The following is a 19,553-nucleotide window of genomic DNA, read 5'->3' as shown; positions in this document are numbered from 1 at the left end:
TGTACAGTCTACTACAATGGACCGTACAGTCTGCTACGGTGGACTGTACAGTCCGTTGCCGAAGTCCGTAATAATCTTCCGCTTAAAAAGCCTTAGCCGACAGCAAGAAACCGCTTACTCTTCTATCCATCCGGTTCTATCTGGCCACCAATTGGAACACCACCGAGGCAAACCATCGTTTATACATCCACGTGGCCGCAATATAAATACAAACAGCAGAAACCCAACCGGCAATCACATCTATCAAATAATGCGCCTGAATATAAACCGTGGCACAGCAAAGAAGCACATAAAAGGGTGCCAGGAAATAGCATAACTTCTTATTTACCCGATAGGCCATAATCATGATAATAGTGGAAATGCCGACATGCGAACTGGGGAAAGCTGCGGTAGGACGTTCACCCACTTCCTGAGAAGCCTCTACAAGATTATAAAAGAAACCATGGTCGAAACCGGGACCGGGCAACAAAATATCATTGTGATTGAAATAATCTCCAATCGCCGGAAAATGTTGCGCCATCACATTATCCATGCCGATAGCAGGAAAGTAAAACTGCGGACCGGCCACAGGAACCAATATATAAATAAGATAATAAATGAAAAATGAGGTAACCAATACAAAAGACGCCTTCTCAAACCATTCAAAACGGAAAAGGAAATAATAGATTGTCACTATCGCAATCATCGGGTAATAAGCGAAATAGCCCAAATTAAAGGGCTCACTGAACCACATGGACGGACAAAGCTCACTGAACTCCACCGACGGCTGGCAACGGAACAGGAATTGTTCTGCAGAAGCAAAGAAATTATCCAGATTCGGGAATAAACGGTTGAACTCAAAGGTATCGGGATACCAATAAGCCAAAAATGCCATTTGCACAGCCATACGCGTAAATGCGGATAACTTGCAAGGATATTTGTGATACAGATATATCAATGCAAAAGTAATAACCACAATACCTGCACGTTCCAGAAGCATTGTGCCGGGGTGATCCATGCGCGGCCACAATATCAAAACCATGATCGTAGTGAGAGCATTATATATCAAACTGATACTCTCTACGGCAAACAATCCTTTTACACTGTCTACACGTTTGAATAAATTTAAAGCCATCCTTCTTTCTTATACCAGGCAATAATCTCTTTTACTCCCCTTTCTAACGGATACTCGGGACGATATCCCAATTCATCCGTCAATGGAGTGATGTCGCATTGCCAGTTGCGTTGTTTCATTATTTTATATTTATCACGATTCAGCGTACTTACCTTCCCCAGGCAACGCGCTGAAAATTCAGCGAGCAAAGATACAACTTTTAAAATAAATAGCGGACATTTAAAGTGTATAACCCACGGATTACCAAGCTCTTTTTGTATTAAATCGGAGAAAGCACGGCTGGAATATACATTTCCGTCACTTACAAAATAGGCACGGTGCTTCACTTTATGCTCTATAGCCAGATAGACTGCCTGCACCAAGTCCTTCACATAGATAAAGGTAAGATCCTGACGTTTGAAGCCGGCGGCAAAGTCTACGTGCTGCTTGATTGATTTGGCCATCAGGAAATAATCTTTCTCGCGAGGCCCGTAGACACCGGTCGGCCGGAAAATCACGACCGGGAAATCACCCAATGATTGCAGATAATGTTCCGACTTCAGTTTACTGACTCCATAAGCCGTATTGGGCATCGCCGCATCATGTTCATTGATGGGGGTATAATTCTCTTCACGTATAGGCCCGAAGATACTAAGCGAACTGATATAGATAAATTGTTCGGGAACCATATCCAATGTTTGCAGCGCCTCTACGAAATTGCGGGTATAAACATAATTCCCTTTGTCAAACTCTTCTTTGTGACGACATTTAGTCACACCGGCACAATGAATGATGTAGTCCCACCCCCCATGTGCTTGTTTATGAACCGCCAATTGCTCTACCAATCTTCCGGGACGGGCAAAGTCCAGTTCGGCAAACCGGATACGAGAATCTTTCAAGTACTTGCGGCTGCTGCTTTTGCGCATGCCCGCCCATACCTGCATACCTCTTTCCAAACCGCCTTCCACCAGAAAACTGCCGATAAACCCGCTTGCTCCGGTTACCAATATTCTTTTTTCCATTATTCCTTATCACATTTTATTTCACCGGTTCCACATGGATACCCACATGAGTATCTTCCCCATATTTTTCTTTCAATTTCCGTTCGATTGCCGTGGCCGTCTCATGTGCTTTGTATAATGATATATCACCATTCATACGGACATGAATCTCTATGGCATAATTATTCCCGATACGCCGTGTGCGCAAATGATGAGGCTCTGTTACTCCGTCGAAAGACAAGACTGTCTGCTCTATCTCGTGCTCCACACTTTCGGGCAATGATTTTTCCAGCAGTTCATCAATACAAGGTATCAGGAGCTTGACAGACACTTTCATTATAAAGAAACTGACTATCACAGCGGCAATAGGGTCGAGCACCACCCAATGGGGTCCGAGCAGGATAGCTCCGCCAATACCTGCAGCCGTGCCGATAGAAGACAATGCATCGCTCCGATGATGCCATGCATTGGCTATCACCGCTTGAGAGTTGTACTTTCTGCCCATACGGACCGTGTATTGATACAGTATCTCCTTCAGCAGGATAGAGACAAGAGCCGCAATCAGTGCAAGCATTCCGGGCGCACGCAACTGTTCTCCGCTCATAAAGGCCAGAATTTCGCCGGCGCCATTCCACAAGATGCCGCAACCTACTCCCAAAAGTGCCATTCCAATCAAAGCGGTAGCCAAAGTCTCATACTTGCCGTGTCCGTAGTCATGCCCCTTGTCCTGAGGCTTATTAGAAATACGCACAAATAGGATGACCACCACATCCGTTATGAAGTCGGAAAGAGAATGGACGGCATCCGCCATCATAGCAGCACTATGCCCTGCTATCCCGGCCAGAAATTTAAAAATAACCAGCAAGAAATTAACAAAACTGCCCCATAAAGTGACCTTATAGATTCCTTTTTCTCTGGCTCTTTTCTCAAGTTCAGTCATAATCGTTATTTTTGAACGGACAAAGATAGCACGTTTCGCCCATATTCAACCAAATTTAATGCATCTATTGAACCACCATTCCAATTATTTTGTTTACTTTGTGACACATAATACATTAAAATACCCATCTATGGCTAAAAAGAAAGAAAAAAAAGCAGGGAAACGCATGAAAAAGAGTGAACTGGCAGAACGCCTCATAAGCTACTTCCATGCCAAGCCGAATGAAACATTCAGCCTCAAACAGCTCTCAAGCGGGTTAAACTTAACTACTCATCCTCTTAAAATGCTTTGCGCCGACATCCTCCTCGAAATGACAGAAGATGATTTTTTACAAGAAGTTGAAAAAGGGCAATATAAACTGAACGACCACGGACTGATTATGACGGGTATTTTTCAGCGTAAAAGTAATGGTAAGAACTCTTTCATTCCGGAGGACGGAGGAGAGACCATCTTTATAGCCGAACGAAACTCGGCACACGCCATGAACAACGACAAAGTAAAAATCGCCTTGTTTGCAAAACGCAAGAACCGTAATCCGGAAGGAGAAGTAATTGAAATCATCGAACGGGCCAACGATACGTTTGTCGGAATACTGAAAGTAGACAAATTCTATGCTTTCCTTGTAACCGAAAACCGCACGCTGGCAAATGACATTTTCATCCCCAAAGATAAATTAAAAGGCGGAAAAAGTGGCGATAAAGCTGTCGTAAAGATAATAGAATGGCCGAAAGAAGCCAAAAACCCTATCGGGCAAGTCATTGACATCTTGGGCAAGGCAGGAGAAAACACCACTGAAATGCATGCCATTTTAGCAGAATACGGACTGCCGTATGTATATCCCAAGAATGTGGAAGCCGCCGCCGAAAAGATTCCGGCTGAGATAACAGAGGCCGACTATGCCGAACGGGAGGATTTCCGGGCCGTAACTACCTTCACCATCGACCCCAAGGATGCAAAAGACTTTGACGATGCTCTTTCCATCCGACTTATCAAACCGGGACTGTGGGAGGTCGGAGTACATATTGCCGACGTTACACATTATGTAAAAGAAGGAGGTACCATAGATAAAGAAGCCGAAAAACGTGCCACTTCCGTTTACTTGGTAGACCGCACCATTCCGATGTTGCCCGAACGTCTGTGTAACTTTATCTGCTCTCTCCGTCCCGACGAAGAGAAACTGGCATTCTCCGTTATTTTCGATATGAACGAAAAAGGTGAAGTGAAGGACTCGCGTATCAAACATACCGTGATTAAGAGCGACCGCCGTTTCACCTATGAGGAAGCGCAACAAGTCATCGAAACAGGTGAAGGCGATTATAAAGAAGAGATTCTGGAGTTGAACAAGTTAGCTCAAATCCTGCGCAAACAGCGATTGGCTGCAGGTGCTATCGATTTCGACCGCATTGAAGTAAAATTTGAGATTGATGAAACAGGAAAGCCTTTAAGCGTCTATTTCAAAGAATCCAAAGAAGCCAACAAGCTGATTGAAGAGTTTATGCTTCTGGCCAACCGCACTGTGGCTGAAACAATCGGCAAAGTGCCCAAGAATAAAAAAGCAAAAGTATTCCCCTATCGTATCCACGACCTTCCCGACCCCGACAAACTGGAGAATCTGAATTGGTTTATTAACCGCTTTGGTTATAAGATACGCACTTCGGGTTCAAAATCAGAAGTTTCCAAATCCATCAACCGCCTGTTGGATGATATCAAGGACAAGAAAGAACAGAATCTAATAGAGACTGTTTCTTTGCGTGCCATGCAGAAAGCACGTTATTCCACGGTTAACATAGGCCATTATGGATTGGCTTTTGATTTCTATACCCACTTTACCTCTCCCATCCGCCGTTTTCCGGATATGATGGTACACCGCTTGCTTACACGCTATCTGGCAGGAGGGCGAACGGCACAAAAGGATAAGTACGAAGATTTATGCGACCATAGTTCCGAAATGGAACAAATTGCATCAAATGCAGAACGCGCTTCGGTGAAGTATAAACAAGTGGAGTTTATGAGCGAACGTTTGGGCATGGAGTTCGACGGTGTCATTTCCGGAGTAACCGAATGGGGACTTTATGTAGAAATCAATGAAAACAAATGTGAAGGTATGGTACCCATGCGCGATTTAGGCGATGATTATTATGACTTTGACGAGAAAAACTATTGCTTAATAGGAAGACGTCATCATAAGAAGTTCAGTTTGGGAGACCCTATCACTATTAAAGTGGCACGCGCCAATCTGGAAAAGAAACAGCTGGACTTTGCATTGGTGGAGAAATAAGAAAGTTTACTATGGGAGTGTGTCAAAACTAAACCGGCCTATCCCATCGTCAGCTGTAGGGGCAGGGTTTGCCTGCCCGAAGACACAAAGTAAACTGTTTTCGGGCGAGCGAACCTCGCCCCTACGAACGAAACGACAGCATTATCCACGTTTCGACACACCCTCACAAGAAACGAAAGCTTCCTTCCACACCAAGGCAAACACTCATTTCACCCGTCTGTTCAACTGATTATTCGCTTTATCCGGTTTTGACTTCCCAATTCGTTTGCCACCTGACTTTTTTTTATTCCCTTGCTTAACCTTACCGGCGAAAGGATTCTTCTTATTTGCCATAAAACATCTTCTTTTTTCTGCAAAAATAAACTATAAAACCCAATATTCCTTCTATTTATTGGCAATGATATAGAATTTCTTTACTTTTGTCCTTATTAACCATGATAGATATGACTTCATTCGACTATACCGGCATATTGACCCAAGCAGTAGACGAGCTCTCCGACAGTCAATCCTATAAAGGACTGTTTCATCAACACAGAGACGGAGATCCTCTGCCTTCGGCTAAATCACTATACAAGATTGTAGAGTTAGCCCGCTCCATCCTCTTCCCCGGATATTTTGGTAATTCCACTATCAACAGCCATACCATTACTTATCACATAGGGGTAAATGTAGAAAACCTGTTCGACCTGTTGACAGACCAGATACAAGCCGGCCTGTGTTTCGGGCAGGACAATAATAACAATGATAACACCGGCAACAATGAACCGTGTCGGGAAACATCAGCATTGCTTGCCGCCCGTTTTATAAGCAAGCTGCCCGAAATGCGCCGCGTTCTGGCTACCGATGTAGAAGCAGCCTATTACGGAGACCCTGCCGCTACTTGTTTCGGTGAGATAATTAGTTGCTACCCTGCCATTCGTGCCATCAGCAACTACCGGATAGCACATGAATTGCTGGTGTTAGGTGTGCCCCTGATTCCCCGGTTCATCACCGAAATGGCACACTCGGAAACGGGAATAGATATCCATCCGGGAGCAAAGATTGGACATCATTTCACAATTGACCACGGAACAGGCGTAGTGATTGGTGCAACCAGCATCATCGGCAATAACGTAAAACTCTATCAAGGGGTCACTCTGGGAGCAAAAAGTTTCCCATTGGACGACAATGGCAATCCTATCAAAGGTATTCCCCGCCATCCTATTTTAGAAGATGACGTAATTGTTTATTCCAATGCTACCATTTTGGGACGCGTAACCATAGGTAAAGGCGCAACCGTAGGAGGGAATATATGGGTGACTGAAAATGTTCCTGCCGGAGCACGCATCGTGCAACGCAAGACCAAAGAAGGAGAGAAAATTTAAACCTCAATCAGTGGGAGAGTCAGGATAAAACGACATCCCACTGTATAGCCTTTATCAATGACCAGTGTTCCACCTAACTTTTCAGCAATCAGCCGGCAGATAGGAAGCCCCAGGCCTGTCCCCTGAGTAAAGTCGTCCAATTTAGTGAAGCGTTCGAAAACATACTCCTGCTTATCCGCCGGAATACCTTTCCCTGTATCCGTAACACGATAAATAATTTTCCGCTCGTCCCTTTTTAGTTCATAGTCTAAAACAATAGAACCGTTATCGGTAAATTTAGCCGCATTCTGCAAAAGATGAATCAATATTTGTGAGACCCTGCCCGGATTGGTTTTAATCAAGCACCTCTCTACAGAAGGACGAAACTCCAATTCCACTCCCTCCCGCACCAAAGTCCGGATAGCTTCCATCCCCGACAGACAACTTATATTGATATCTTCCACCTTATCATAAGGCACCTCTTCAGATTGGTCGAGAAAAGAGATATCAAGCACATCATTAATCAGTCTCAACAAGTTGTCGCTATTGACTTCAATAATCGAAACAAACTCTTTTGTCTCCGGATTATCCTGATATATATCCACCAATAGTTGAGAGAATCCCACTATAGAATTCAACGGTGTTCGAATCTCATGAGACATGTTCTGGATAAAAGCCGTTTTCATCATGCTCGCATATTCAGCCCGTTCTTTGGCCTTCATCAGCTCCTCAGCAAAAACCTTTAAGTCCTTATTCTGTTTGTTGACAATAAGTTTCGATGCTTTCAAACGTTTATTGAGTTTATAAATCCGAAAGAATAGAATCCCGCTCATTACCCAAAATACGACAGCGAATATCAAAACCAAATAAACGGTATGCAACTGATCTTTCTGAACACTTAACTGAAGCTCATTCTTTTCATTCTTCAACTGTTCCAACTCTAAAATAGAAGAAAACTCAGCCGCAGAATTCTGCAATTCTTTTGTACGGACAGAATCCGTAGCCTCAATGTAATCATAGTAAAACTGAGCAGCCTTCACCTTGTCTCCCATCTCCCAATAAATATTTCCCTGTTCCCTTACCAATTTATAATCCATATATTTAGAACGGCTGGGAGTCGAGTCATTCATCATTACATCCACCATCTTCAACGCCTCACTATATTGTCCGGCAGCACTATAATACGTTTCCTTCAGATAATAAAGCCCTATAAGGTATGTAGCCATATCTTTATTCTGCATGAACAACTTTTCAATGTCCTGTATATATTTCCAGGCCTCACTCAACTGCCCCTTCTTTATATAATAGAGCGCATACGCCTTACGGGTCGTAAAAGCCTGGTAATCCGTCTGCGCCAAAGAGAGCCCCTTTTCCAAAGCCTCTTTTGCCTCATCCCATCGTTTCAAGTCTACAGCCGACTGAGCAAACGAAGCATAATAAGACGGAAGATTGATATCTGCAATATTATTTTCCTCTGTTATCGCTATTGTCTTTTTAAAGTTATCATAAGCTAATTGATAATTGTCCTGCGTCAGATAAATATTCGCCATACAACGGTAACACTCCACAATTCCCCGCATATAGTTATCTTTCTGGGCTTCCTGAAGCATTTTCTTTACTTCATACAGAGCGATATTGGCTTTATTTTGTTTAATATAGTAGATTACCAGACGGCTTCCCCATGCAAAATAGTAATATTTCAGTTGATTGTACTTCCGACTGATTTGCTTTACCTCCTTTACACTTTCCAGAATATTCTGCTCATCGTTCTTGTAGTAATAATAATCCAGTTTCAAACATTTTGCAATAGCCATCAACCGTCTGTTACCCGCTTTCTCGCTCCGCACAAACAGAGTATCACACATATCCAAAACAATGGGAGAATCCAGATTCGCCTTACACTTTTTATAATAGGTCATCAATATGCTGTCGTTTTCCACAGCAACTTCATTTTGCCCTTTGCCGCAGCAGCAACATAAAACAAATAGAATTGTCAGACAAAGCCTAAGACACATCAAAGTGAGTAATTTTTCACAAAGATAACATAATATTCTGAGACGAAACCGAAATGAGATAAAAAACGAAAGGAAATATAAAAAGAAAGGAGCATCGGCTTTCCACCGATACTCCTCCATTCTAAACTAAAGCAAACCGACTACTTTGAAGCATAGGCTACCAACATCCAAACCATCTTTTCCTGTTCTTTCAGGTAATCACTCATGACAGCTACAGTAGCTTCGTCGCCTGCCTGTGATGCAATAGCGAGTACTTTACGTTCTTCAACAATAAAATGACTGTAAGTCTCAAGAATGTTGTTCAACGCTTCGTCGCCGGATGAAACACCCTCTACCTCTTTTATATTCGACATTTTCAAATAGTCACTATACTTATTCTTCGGCACACCTCCCAACATCAGGATACGTTCTGCCAGCTCGTCTACCTTATCGGCAGCATTGTTGTATAACTCTTCGAACTTGCTATGCAATACAAAGAAACCGTGTCCCTTGATATTCCAATGAAATCCACGCAGATTAGCATAAAACACCTGATAGTCTGCCAATAATTGTTGCAATGAATCTACTACCTTTGCAGCGGCTGCTGAATCTAATTTGATATAATCTAATGTTTTCATAATTCTATGTTTTTAAATTGATTACTATTTTTCTTTTTCTCTGATGCAAAGATAAAGGAGAAAGTAATGCGTGTCAAACTGATAATTTCTATCTTTGTATAGACAAAATCTATCAAGCCCAAAGCCTATGAACCTACAACAACTGGAATACATACTTGCCGTGGACGAACTTCGTCATTTTGCCAAGGCTGCCGAACATTGTAATGTAACACAACCTACCTTGAGCGCAATGATACAAAAGTTGGAAGATGAACTGAATATCAAGATATTCGACCGCAGTGCACAACCGGTACAGCCCACGACGGTCGGCAAGAAAGTCATTGCACAGGCACGGATTGCCCTACATCAAACCTCGCTTATCAAAGACTTGGTAAAAGAAGAAGAGCAATCTTTGAATGGTATTTTCCGCATCGCCGTCCTCCCGACAATTGCCCCCTACCTTCTGCCCCGTTTCTTTCCCGAGGTAATGGAAACCTATCCTTTGCTGGATATCCGGGTAATCGAAATGAAAACCCCTAACTGCCTTGCTGCCCTTCAAGCTGGAGGCGTGGAAGCTGCCATCATTGCCGGCCCCGCCGAAGAAAAAGATTTCATCTCCACTCCTCTTTATTATGAATCTTTCTTCGGATATGTCTCTACAAAAGAATCAGCTTATAAGAAAGAAATGATTCGTTCTTCTGAAATAAGCGGAGAAAAGCTTTGGTTGTTGGACGAAGGACACTGTTTCAGAGACCAGCTGATGCGTTTCTGTCAGTTAAAGTCCGCACAATCCTGTCAGATAGCCTACAAACTGGGAAGCATGGAAACCTTCATGCGCATGGTAGAGAGTGGAAAAGGTATGACTTTCATCCCCGGTCTGGCGGTATTGCAACTGAATGAGGAGCAGAAGAAGCTGGTCCGCCCTTTTGCCATCCCGCAGCCTACCCGACAAATTTATATCATTACAAAAATAGATTTTGTACGCCATGCCATACTTTCCATGCTTGTAGATAAGATTAAAGCTGCTATTCCAAAAGAAATGCTCATTCTGCAAAACGGACAAAAGGTGGTATAACTCCTTTTCCATAAAATGATATTAACCAAATGACAAACAACAAAAGATTTATGAATAACACAGACACTCCTATAAATGAACGCGAAATAGTTCTCCGTCTGATAGATGGAGATGAAGACGCTTTTTGTGAACTCTATGCCACTTATAAGAACCGCCTGCTTTATTTCGCCATGAGATTCGTAAAATCAAGAGATTTTGCCGAAGATATTTTTCAGGATGCCTTCACTGTCATTTGGCAAGGACGCCGCTTCATTGATCCCAATGCCTCTTTTTCCTCCTATCTGTATACTATCATGCGCAACCGCATCCTCAATCAAATTCGAGATATGGAAAAAGAAGATACACTGAAAGAAAGTATCCTTTCGCAAGCAATAGATTATAGCGACGATACTAAAAACAACATCTTGTCAGGTGACCTGAAAAACATCATCCAAAAGGCTTTTGAGTCTCTTACTCCCCGCCAACAGGAAATCTTCAGAATGAGTCGTGAGGAATTATTGTCACACAAGGAAATTGCCGACAAACTTGGCATCTCCATTCATACTGTACAAGAACACATCTCTCTAGCTTTACATACCATTCGTACTTATTTAACCAAATACTCCGATACTTATGCCGATTTACTGCTCATCCTGATTTGCATGAATTTATAATAAAAGTTAAACATACCCTAGTACTCCCTCATATTTGTGTATTACTTATGTGAGGGGAAAACAAACAGCCCCATCCCATAAAGAAGATGAAAGACCATAAAGAAGAAAAACAAAAACTACGTCGTTATCTGGACGATATGTATGTTCAGGAAGAAGCAGCCGAACTACTCGACAGCCTGCGTCGTGATGAAAACAAAGAGCTGTTGAACGAACTGGCTTCCAATATATGGGAAGAATCTTCTCTCCACCGCCAAAATACGAACACCGAGCATGATACATACAAAAAAGAAGCATACCGGTTACTCCAGAAGTTGGAACACCACAAACGATTCCATTTCCGCCACATTACTTATGCAATAGCAAGTATTGCCGCCTTATTGTGTCTCATATTCGGAAGTATCCACTATTCCCGCTATATCGAAAAGAAGAGTATTGTTTTCACCCAAGCCGGCACCACTTTCGGAGAGAAAAAACAGCTCACTCTACCGGATGGCAGCCGTATCGTACTCAATTCTTGTTCTTCCCTCCGATACCCCAATAAATTCATAGGCAAAACCCGTACAGTAGAACTGGATGGAGAAGCCTACTTTGAAATAGCCCATAATGAAAAAATGCCGTTCATCGTCAGTACATGTAATTTCAATGTCCGTGTATTGGGAACTCAATTTGATGTAAAAGCTTATCGGCAAGACGAAATTGTATCGGTGGACGTAAAAAGCGGAAAGGTGCAAGTAGACCTGCCGGAAGCCATGATGAGACTCACGGCACAAGAGCAGGTATTAATCAATACCTTATCAGGCGAATACAATAAAAAGAATGAGGAAAAGGAAGTTGCTGTTTGGATAAAAGGCAGCCTGAGGTTTAATCACACCCCTATTCGGGATGTTGCCCGAGAATTGGAACGGATGTACAATTGTCGGATTAGTTTTGCAGAAGACCAAGAATTCAACAATCTAATCTCAGGCGAACATGATAACCAAAGTCTGGAATCCGTACTCGAATCTATTCGCTATATCAGTGGAGTGAAAAACAGAAAAGAAGGAGATAGAATCATCTTATACAAATAACCGAATGTTTAACCTTATAAATCTAAACAATATGCTTATGTTATCATCTGCTTAGCTCATAAAAAAGTAGGAGTTTCCCGGCCGGATACCCCTACTTTATATCCCGGAAACTATTTGCTGTTTCGACCTCAGACAAATTGGTTTCCTGTGTCTTAACAACTTAAGTCTTAAATCATTAAAACGCACAAATTTATGAATATTATTCCGACTCATAAAGGAATAGGTAAAAATAGCCATTCATTTTTAGCTTTTTTACTATTCGTATGCCTGTCATTGATGCCTATGCTTGTGCAAGCACAAAAAGAAAACAACATCACGCTGAAAGCACAAAGCGAATCTGTAGAAAATGTATTCAACCAGATAAGTAAGCAAACCGGTCTGAAATTTTTCTATGACCAAGAAACAGTGAACAATGTTCCGCTGGTTACTATTCAAGTGACAAATGCCACGCTTCAAAGCGTGTTGGATAAAATCACGGTACAAACGAAACTGTGTTTCAACAGAAAAAATAAAACCATCTCTGTCAGCACTCCTCAGATAAAAGAGGAAAGTCAAAAAAACATCCCGGTAAATGCACATGGAACCGTGACCGACGAAAATGGAGAAGCCATTATCGGTGCTACCGTACAAGTCAAAGGAGCTACCACCGGAACCATTACTGATATCAATGGTGAGTTCAACCTGCCTACCGAAACCGGCAAGACACTGATTATTTCATATATAGGCTACCAATCGGCACAGCAGAAAGTAAGCAACAAGCCAATGAGAATCACAATGAATGAAACTTCTATTGCCGTAGATGAAGTAGTAGTAACCGCTTTGGGTATCAAAAAAGAGAAAAAAGCGCTAGCCTACTCCGTTACCGAAGTGAAAGGTGACGATATGAACCGCGTTAAAGTAGCTAACCTGGCAACCGGGCTTGCCGGAAAAGTAGCCGGTGTCAATGTCTCCAAACCCGCTTCGGGTGTGATGGGTTCCAGCCGTATCGTTATCCGTGGTAACGGCTCTTTAAACGGTTCCAACCAACCTCTCTATGTCATCGACGGTATACCAATGGATAACAGTAACTACGGTCAAGCCGGACAGTGGGGCAGTAATGACGGCGGTGACGGTATTTCTTCCATTAACAGCGAAGATATCGAAAGCATGTCTGTACTGAAAGGAGGTACTGCAGCCGCACTATATGGTTCACGCGCTGCCAACGGTGCGATTGTCATCACGACCAAACGAGGAAATGTGGGACGCATCAAGGTAGAATATAACCTCTCTTATCTCAATGACCAACTGACTTTTAAGAACGACGATTTACAATGGGAATACGGTACGGGAGCCAGAGGCATGAGTCCTGAAACAATGGCCTATTACACCGCAGTCCAACAGGCTGAATCAATGGGTTTACCCGAATCCATGATTCCCACGCTGGTAGACAAGATTGCACCGATGCTCGCTTCACAAATGGGCATGCTCTCTTTCGGCGGTAAATTAGACGGATCGGATGTAATGCAATTCGACGGTGTCCGCCGCCCTTATGTAGCTGCAGGAAAAAATAACTTTAAGAACTTCTATCAGGATGCTTGGGCGTTGACTAATAATATAGCTGTATCGGGTGGTACGGATAAAGTTCAGTTCCGTATTGCCGCAGGCGACCAACGTTACCATGACCTGATGCCCAATTCCAAACTGGAGCGTAACAACATTACCATGAGTGTCAATTCCAAACTCAGTGAGAAATTTACAATCAAAGCTAATGTCATGTATGTGCGTGAACGCGCGAAGAACCGTCCCGGACTAGGCGACATTACCATGAACGCCAATGCCACACTTTATATGTTACCGGCCAATGTTGATGTAAGGGACTTGGAAAAACGTGTAAACGATGACGGAACCGAATTTCTTCCCACGTCACAAACATTCATTGGCAATCCCTATTTCATTGCCTATGACCGCAGTCAAAAGGATAGTAAAGACCGTGTTATCGGATCTGTAGAAGCACAATATAACTTTACTCCCAACTGGTATTTACGCGCTCGTGGCGGTGGCGATATGATTAATCGCCGTAGCGAAAGTGTTACTCCGTGGGGAACAGCTACCACTCCCGAAGGTTCAATCTCGAACAGTTCTACTTACAATGGCGAATTCAATGTCGAGGCTATTGCCGGATATACCAATACCTTTAAAGACAATCTGTTCAGTGTAGACGCTTTTGTGGGTTGGAACACTATGGGAACATGGTACAACTCCCTCAGTGGCTACGGTGAAGGGTTCATTCAACCGGGATTCAATGTAATCGGCAATACCGGCACTACTTCCGCCGGACATTCTCGTTCTGAAAGTTACATCAATTCGCTGTTCGGACAAGCCGAATTCTCTTATAAAAGTATGCTTTACCTTACTTTGACCGGACGTAATGACTGGTTTTCTACCTTATCTTACAAAGGCAAAACCACTCCGAATCACATATTCTATCCGTCAGTCGGCGTAGGATTTATAGTCAGCGAAGCCGTGAAAATGCCCGAATGGATACCTTATTTCAAATTACGCGGTTCATGGGCGCAATCAGGTGGTTCCGTCGGTGCCTATAACCTTGGTCTGACTTATGGTTTCAACCAAAAATATAATGGTAAATATCCTATCGGTTCCATCAATTCGGGCACAATTCCTTATCTTGACCTGAAACCGTTAACATCCATCTCTTACGAAGGAGGTTTTGAAGCGCGCTTCTTAAATAACCGAATCGGCATCGACTTTACCTACTATGTGCGTAACACCAAAGACGACATTGTAGATGCCGGAATCTCCTCTACATCCGGTTACAGTAAAGTACGCATCAATGCCGGTAAGGTGAACAATCATGGTATAGAACTGTTACTGACCGGAGTTCCCGTTAAAACAAAAGACTTCACTTGGAATTCCTCTTTCAACTTTTCCTACAATAAGAGTGAGGTAAAGAAAATCACTGATGAAGTAGACGAATTCATCCTCGAAACAGCCCGTACCGGACATGATGGCGATAATTGCGGTCCTGCTTATATCTATCACCAGGTGGGACAACCTTACGGTATCATTAAAGGCGTTGCCTATAAACGCAACGACAAAGGCGAAATCATGTACAAAGACGGCCTGCCTATGCAAGGCGGTATCCAAAAGCTGGGAGAAAGTGTAGCCCCCTACACCTTGGGCTTCAGTAACAGCTTCACCTATAAAGACGTGACACTAAGCTTCCTGATTGATGCCAAAATAGGCGGAGATATCTTCTCTATGACCAATGCCCACATGTACAGTTTCGGCCGCCATGCCAAAACATTGCCGGGGCGTGAAGACGGTGCTATCGGACAAGGAGTAAAAGAAGACGGCGTCACTCCGAACGATATAGCTGTAGATGCCATGACCTATTATATGGCAGTGGCCGGCATCACCGAAGAGTTTGTTTATGATGCTTCTTATGTCAAATTGCGCGAAGTGTCACTCGGTTATAGCTTTCCACAGAAATGGATAAAGAAGCTGGGTATGTCTGCTCTTTCACTGTCAGTAGTAGGTCGCAACTTATGGAACATTTATGACAAGGTTCCTTTGGTTGACCCCGAATCATCTTTCAACACCGGCAATGCACAAGGCTTTGAATCGTATGGTATGCCTGCCAGCCGTAGCATTGGTTTCAACTTAAACGTTAAATTCTAAATTGCATTTACTATGAACAATAAACTGATAAAATCCGTACTTTTGTTATCCGTTGCAGGTTTGGTAACTGCTTGTGATTTCGAAGAAAAAAATACCGACCCCAATAACAGTACTACTATCGAACCGGGACCATTACTCACCTATACTCAGATGAACACCACTACCGGAGGTGCCACCAAAAATATGCAGGTAGGCACTTGTATGATGCTAGTACAGCAGACCGCCACTCTAAACAGTAGTGAGGCTAGTGCCGGAGACAAATATTATATGATGAGTGCACCCGCAAACACATACTTCTTGGATTATTACTCCTCCACCATCAAGAACTGGCGCGAAATGGAGTATCAAGCTACTCTGAACCCGGATAAATACCAAAACATGATAGCCGTTGCCAAGATATGGGGAGCTTATTTGTTTCAGCGTATGACAGACTTATATGGAAATGTGCCGTATTCCGAAGCCGGCCTAGGTTTTCACGAAGCAATTTACAAGCCCAAATATGACAGCCAAGAATCTATCTACTATGATATGATAGACCAAGTACAAGCCGGTATCGAGTTGCTAAGTGAAGATAAACCTGCCATCAGCGGTGATTTATTTTATGATGGGAATATAGCCAAGTGGAGGAAATTCGGCCACTCATTGTTACTTCGTTTGGGGATGCGTCTCTGCAAAGTCGACCCTGCACGAGCAGCCGAAACAGCAAAAGCAGCCATTGACGGCGGAATAATGAATGAAGCAGGCGATATCTGCATGGTAAGGCACAACACGCGCCGCAACGAAGAAAAGAATCCGTTGAGTTACCGTTTCTCGGTTGACAACTATGTAAACAATGACATCGTAAAAATCAGCAAGACTTTCATGGATTACCTTAAGGAAACCAACGACCCGCGTATCCGTGTGTTCTGTTCCTTGAAAAACGGTGATAACAATCCCGACAAACAAGTCGGTCTGCCCAACGGTTACGATAGTAATAATATCCCTTCTTACCCCGGCGGTTATTTAGGAAAAGAAGCTTATTCCAATTTCAACATCAATACCATTTTGAAAATGGACGCGCCTACCCTGTTCTTAATGCCGAGTGAAAGTAAACTGCTGCAAGCAGAAGCAGCGTTACGCGGTTGGGTAAGCGGAGATGCCAATACCTTATACCAAGAAGCCGTTACGCTATCGATGAAAGAACAAGAGATAGCTTATGGAATAACAATCAGTAATAAAGAGATAGAAACATTCTTGGCACAAGACCTGTTTGGCAAAGCTGGAAGCACAGAAGAAAAGATGGAAGTGCTAGGCAAACAATATTGGGTTGCTACCTTTATGAATGGCTATGAAAGCTATGCCAACTGGCGTCGCTGCGGATATCCCAAACTGACTCCAACTCATTATTCGGGCAATGAAAGCAATGGAGAAATCCCCCGACGTGTGCCTTATCCTACAGATGAATATACCATTAATAAGGCAAATCTTGAGGATGCTATCCACCGACAAGGTGCGGACAATGTAAACACCCGTGTATGGTGGGATAAATAAAACAGTAATTGAAACAACATAAATATGAAAAAATTTATATTAGCAATTAGTTTAATTGGTGGAATCTGCCTCCCTGTGAAGGGAGGCGATTCGTTATCACGAATCATCCTCCACACAAACCGGCCTGCCGAACAAGTGATAAATGGTTTCGGGGCAGCACAAGCCGGTTGGTCCGATGCCTTGTTCTTATTCCCTAACCGAGAGAAAGTAATTGACGCCCTTTATGGTCCTGACGGGCTAAAGCTCAATATTCTAAGGGGCGAGATATTTCCTCATTACTCTAAGGAGGCTCATCAATACGACTTCGGCCTACAAGCAGATACCAGTACCGCCACCGTTGCCCATGCAACTTCACTGGAAAAGAACGAACTATTGAGGCGGGGACAACTTTGGCTCACCATGTACACACAACAGAAATATCCCGAAACTCTTCTCATGTTTTCGGCATGGAGCCCTCCTGCCTGGATGAAAGAAGGCGGAGAACTCACTCCCGACCAATATGCCACCCACGGACGACTAAGTCCCGAACACTATCAGGACTTTGCCGATTATATGGCTGCATTCTACAAGGCTTTCCAATCCATAGGTATCCATACATACGCCTTGTCACCCTCCAACGAACCAGGTTATCCGGCCCCTTGGAACTCCTGTGTCTGGACTTCCGGTGAAATGGGAGATTTCATCCATCACTATCTTCTTCCTACTTTCGAAAAAGAAGAAATCCCTGCCAAAATCATCTTTGGAGAAAACCCTGCATGGTCTGTTACCTTCGACCGGCTGAAGATGATTTCTTCTGCTGATTTCACCAACGAGATTTTGAAAAAACATCCCGATATGCCATCCGACAGGTTGATAGCAGCCGGTCACGGCTACATTCTGCCCGACAGTCTGCCTCTTCCCGCAGAACTGAGACAGACACCGGTTATTCCTTTTGCCGAGGCAGAGCAACAGAAGATACCGGTATGGGTGACTGAAATCAGTGACATCACTCCACTCGATACCTCCATGGAAGATGGTTTGCGCTGGGCAACCACGTTCCATCATTATCTGGAGAAGGCTCATGTAAGTGCCATCGTGTGGTGGGCAGGAGCACAACCTACCGGCAACAATGAAAGTCTCATCGTTTTAAACAAGACAACAGGTGAGTTCGTCTTGCCCAAACGTTATGATACTTTCGGCAATTACACCCGATACATCCCCACAGGCAGCCATCGCATCAAAAGTGAATCAAGCGGAATGCCGGAAGGTGTAAAGGTAACCTCTTTTATCAAAGACGGCCGTTACACCGTGGTAGTAGTGAATCCTACAGACAAAAAGATAGACTGTCTGCTGTCATTAGAAGATGCCAGAAGCAAGGAACCCTTAAGTTCTTACACAACCACCATGGACAAACGATGGGAAGAAAGCACAATTACGTGCAGCAAAGACGGATATGCCTTGCAAGTACTCCCCCGAAGTGTAACAACTTATGTAGGAGTTTGCTATTTCGACCAATAAAAGACAAGCTAATTCTATAAACGAATCCGTCTGCTTGCACTATTAGATACAGAATAAAGGCTACAATGTAACAAAATGAATGCAAAATTGACCCTGATTCGCTGTTGTCTTGCCGCAAGATAGCCTCATCCCTATCGCTCATCCAAGTAGTGCTTGTCCTTATAAGCCTAATGCATGGCCTGGAAAAGCTTATTGTAATTGCTTGAATGAGATGCGAAATATATAAAAAGAAGTGAGTGAGAGCATGAGAGCAATGCTCTCACTTTTTATTATGCTCTCACTGTGTGTGACTTGCTCATTATGAGTTGATTACATTGAAAATGAGAGCATGAGAGTATAAATGAATGCAACTTACTATTGTATTATCAACTGTTTTTTGAGTAATTTCAATATATCGAAGAAAAAACACCTCCTCTTATCTTTCCCGAAAAAATTCATTTCTATAAAATAAAGAACGGAAGTTTCTGAGAACAAACGGAACTATCCCCACTAAATTTCTATTGTTCCGAGAAAAGACCTTGAGCTTTTTGAAAAACACTTAAGTCTTTTTCGGAAACTCCTTGGTCTTTTTTAAAAACTTCAAGGTCTTTCCATTAGGATACGTTGACATCTGTTAAGATTGACAAGACAAGAGTAAAACGGATAGTTGATGATGTTTAATCTGTTGGGAATGTGATGAATAAGATTTTGGGAGAAAGAAGAAAAAATGTGTATCTCTTAGTAAGAGATATGCATTTCGCTGCAAATTTACACAAAGTTTTGATAATTAAAACTTTTTGAGAAGAAA

Annotated in this window: 14 protein-coding genes; 8 read left to right on the top strand and 6 right to left on the bottom strand. The window is 43.0% G+C overall.

Annotation, left to right across the window (positions count from 1 at the left end; translation table 11 throughout):
- Positions 1-136: 136 nt before the first annotated feature.
- Genes QYT14_RS11210 through QYT14_RS11200 form a run of 3 tightly spaced genes read right to left on the bottom strand, consistent with a single transcriptional unit; the run spans position 137 to position 3,034 of the window.
- The gene (locus QYT14_RS11210) at positions 137-1,114 is read right to left on the bottom strand and encodes a phosphatase PAP2 family protein (RefSeq protein ID WP_237039593.1); all 978 of its coding nucleotides are present in this window, start codon (positions 1,112-1,114) and stop codon (positions 137-139) included.
- Entirely contained in the window at positions 1,105-2,115 is a 1,011-nt protein-coding gene (locus QYT14_RS11205) for an NAD(P)-dependent oxidoreductase (protein ID WP_237039594.1), read from the bottom strand. The genes QYT14_RS11210 and QYT14_RS11205 overlap by 10 nt, the downstream gene beginning before the upstream one ends.
- A 16-nt stretch (positions 2,116-2,131) precedes the next feature.
- The gene (locus tag QYT14_RS11200; RefSeq protein ID WP_237039595.1) at positions 2,132-3,034 is read right to left on the bottom strand and encodes a cation diffusion facilitator family transporter; all 903 of its coding nucleotides are present in this window, start codon (positions 3,032-3,034) and stop codon (positions 2,132-2,134) included.
- Positions 3,035-3,164: 130 nt separating this feature from the next.
- Between QYT14_RS11200 and rnr the strand changes: the two genes are divergently transcribed.
- On the top strand, positions 3,165-5,312 hold the full coding sequence (gene rnr / locus QYT14_RS11195; protein ID WP_288325661.1) for a ribonuclease R: 2,148 nt from the start codon (positions 3,165-3,167) through the stop codon (positions 5,310-5,312).
- A 204-nt stretch (positions 5,313-5,516) separates the two neighbouring features.
- Here the strand turns inward: rnr and QYT14_RS11190 are convergent, their stop codons facing one another.
- A complete protein-coding gene (locus tag QYT14_RS11190; protein ID WP_262914294.1) occupies positions 5,517-5,645 on the bottom strand; it encodes a hypothetical protein in 129 nt (42 codons plus the stop codon).
- 110 nt (positions 5,646-5,755) lie between these two features.
- Between QYT14_RS11190 and QYT14_RS11185 the strand changes: the two genes are divergently transcribed.
- Complete coding sequence (locus QYT14_RS11185; RefSeq protein ID WP_288325682.1) at positions 5,756-6,676, top strand: serine acetyltransferase; 921 nt, start codon at positions 5,756-5,758, stop codon at positions 6,674-6,676.
- On the opposite strand, the gene QYT14_RS11180 is transcribed toward QYT14_RS11185, so the two are convergent.
- Positions 6,673-8,574, bottom strand: coding sequence for an ATP-binding protein (locus tag QYT14_RS11180; RefSeq protein WP_288325662.1), 1,902 nt, complete (start codon positions 8,572-8,574; stop codon positions 6,673-6,675). The two genes, QYT14_RS11185 and QYT14_RS11180, sit on opposite strands and share 4 nt — an antisense overlap.
- Positions 8,575-8,810: 236 nt before the next feature.
- Positions 8,811-9,287: a Dps family protein gene (locus QYT14_RS11175; protein WP_237039598.1), complete on the bottom strand. Its 477-nt coding sequence runs from the start codon at positions 9,285-9,287 to the stop codon at positions 8,811-8,813.
- A gap of 127 nt (positions 9,288-9,414) precedes the next feature.
- Between QYT14_RS11175 and QYT14_RS11170 the strand changes: the two genes are divergently transcribed.
- The 6 genes from QYT14_RS11170 to QYT14_RS11145 all read left to right on the top strand — a co-directional run bounded on the left by QYT14_RS11170 (position 9,415) and on the right by QYT14_RS11145 (position 18,766).
- A complete protein-coding gene (locus tag QYT14_RS11170) occupies positions 9,415-10,341 on the top strand; it encodes a hydrogen peroxide-inducible genes activator (RefSeq protein WP_288325663.1) in 927 nt (308 codons plus the stop codon).
- Between the two features lie 50 nt (positions 10,342-10,391).
- A complete protein-coding gene (locus QYT14_RS11165) occupies positions 10,392-10,994 on the top strand; it encodes an RNA polymerase sigma-70 factor (RefSeq protein WP_288325664.1) in 603 nt (200 codons plus the stop codon).
- An 86-nt stretch (positions 10,995-11,080) separates the two neighbouring features.
- Entirely contained in the window at positions 11,081-12,061 is a 981-nt protein-coding gene (locus QYT14_RS11160) for a FecR domain-containing protein (protein WP_288325665.1), read from the top strand.
- A gap of 192 nt (positions 12,062-12,253) precedes the next feature.
- The gene (locus QYT14_RS11155; protein ID WP_288325666.1) at positions 12,254-15,739 is read left to right on the top strand and encodes a SusC/RagA family TonB-linked outer membrane protein; all 3,486 of its coding nucleotides are present in this window, start codon (positions 12,254-12,256) and stop codon (positions 15,737-15,739) included.
- Between the two features lie 12 nt (positions 15,740-15,751).
- Positions 15,752-17,269: a SusD/RagB family nutrient-binding outer membrane lipoprotein gene (locus tag QYT14_RS11150; RefSeq protein WP_288325667.1), complete on the top strand. Its 1,518-nt coding sequence runs from the start codon at positions 15,752-15,754 to the stop codon at positions 17,267-17,269.
- Between the two features lie 24 nt (positions 17,270-17,293).
- Entirely contained in the window at positions 17,294-18,766 is a 1,473-nt protein-coding gene (locus QYT14_RS11145) for a glycoside hydrolase (protein WP_288325668.1), read from the top strand.
- The last annotated feature ends 787 nt before the right edge of the window (positions 18,767-19,553 follow it).

Source organism: uncultured Phocaeicola sp., assembly GCF_948499155.1.
Taxonomy (GTDB): Bacteria; Bacteroidota; Bacteroidia; order Bacteroidales; family Bacteroidaceae; genus Phocaeicola; species Phocaeicola faecalis.
The sequence above is the reverse complement of the archived record's forward strand: the minus strand, read 5'-3'. Positions and strand labels throughout refer to the sequence as shown.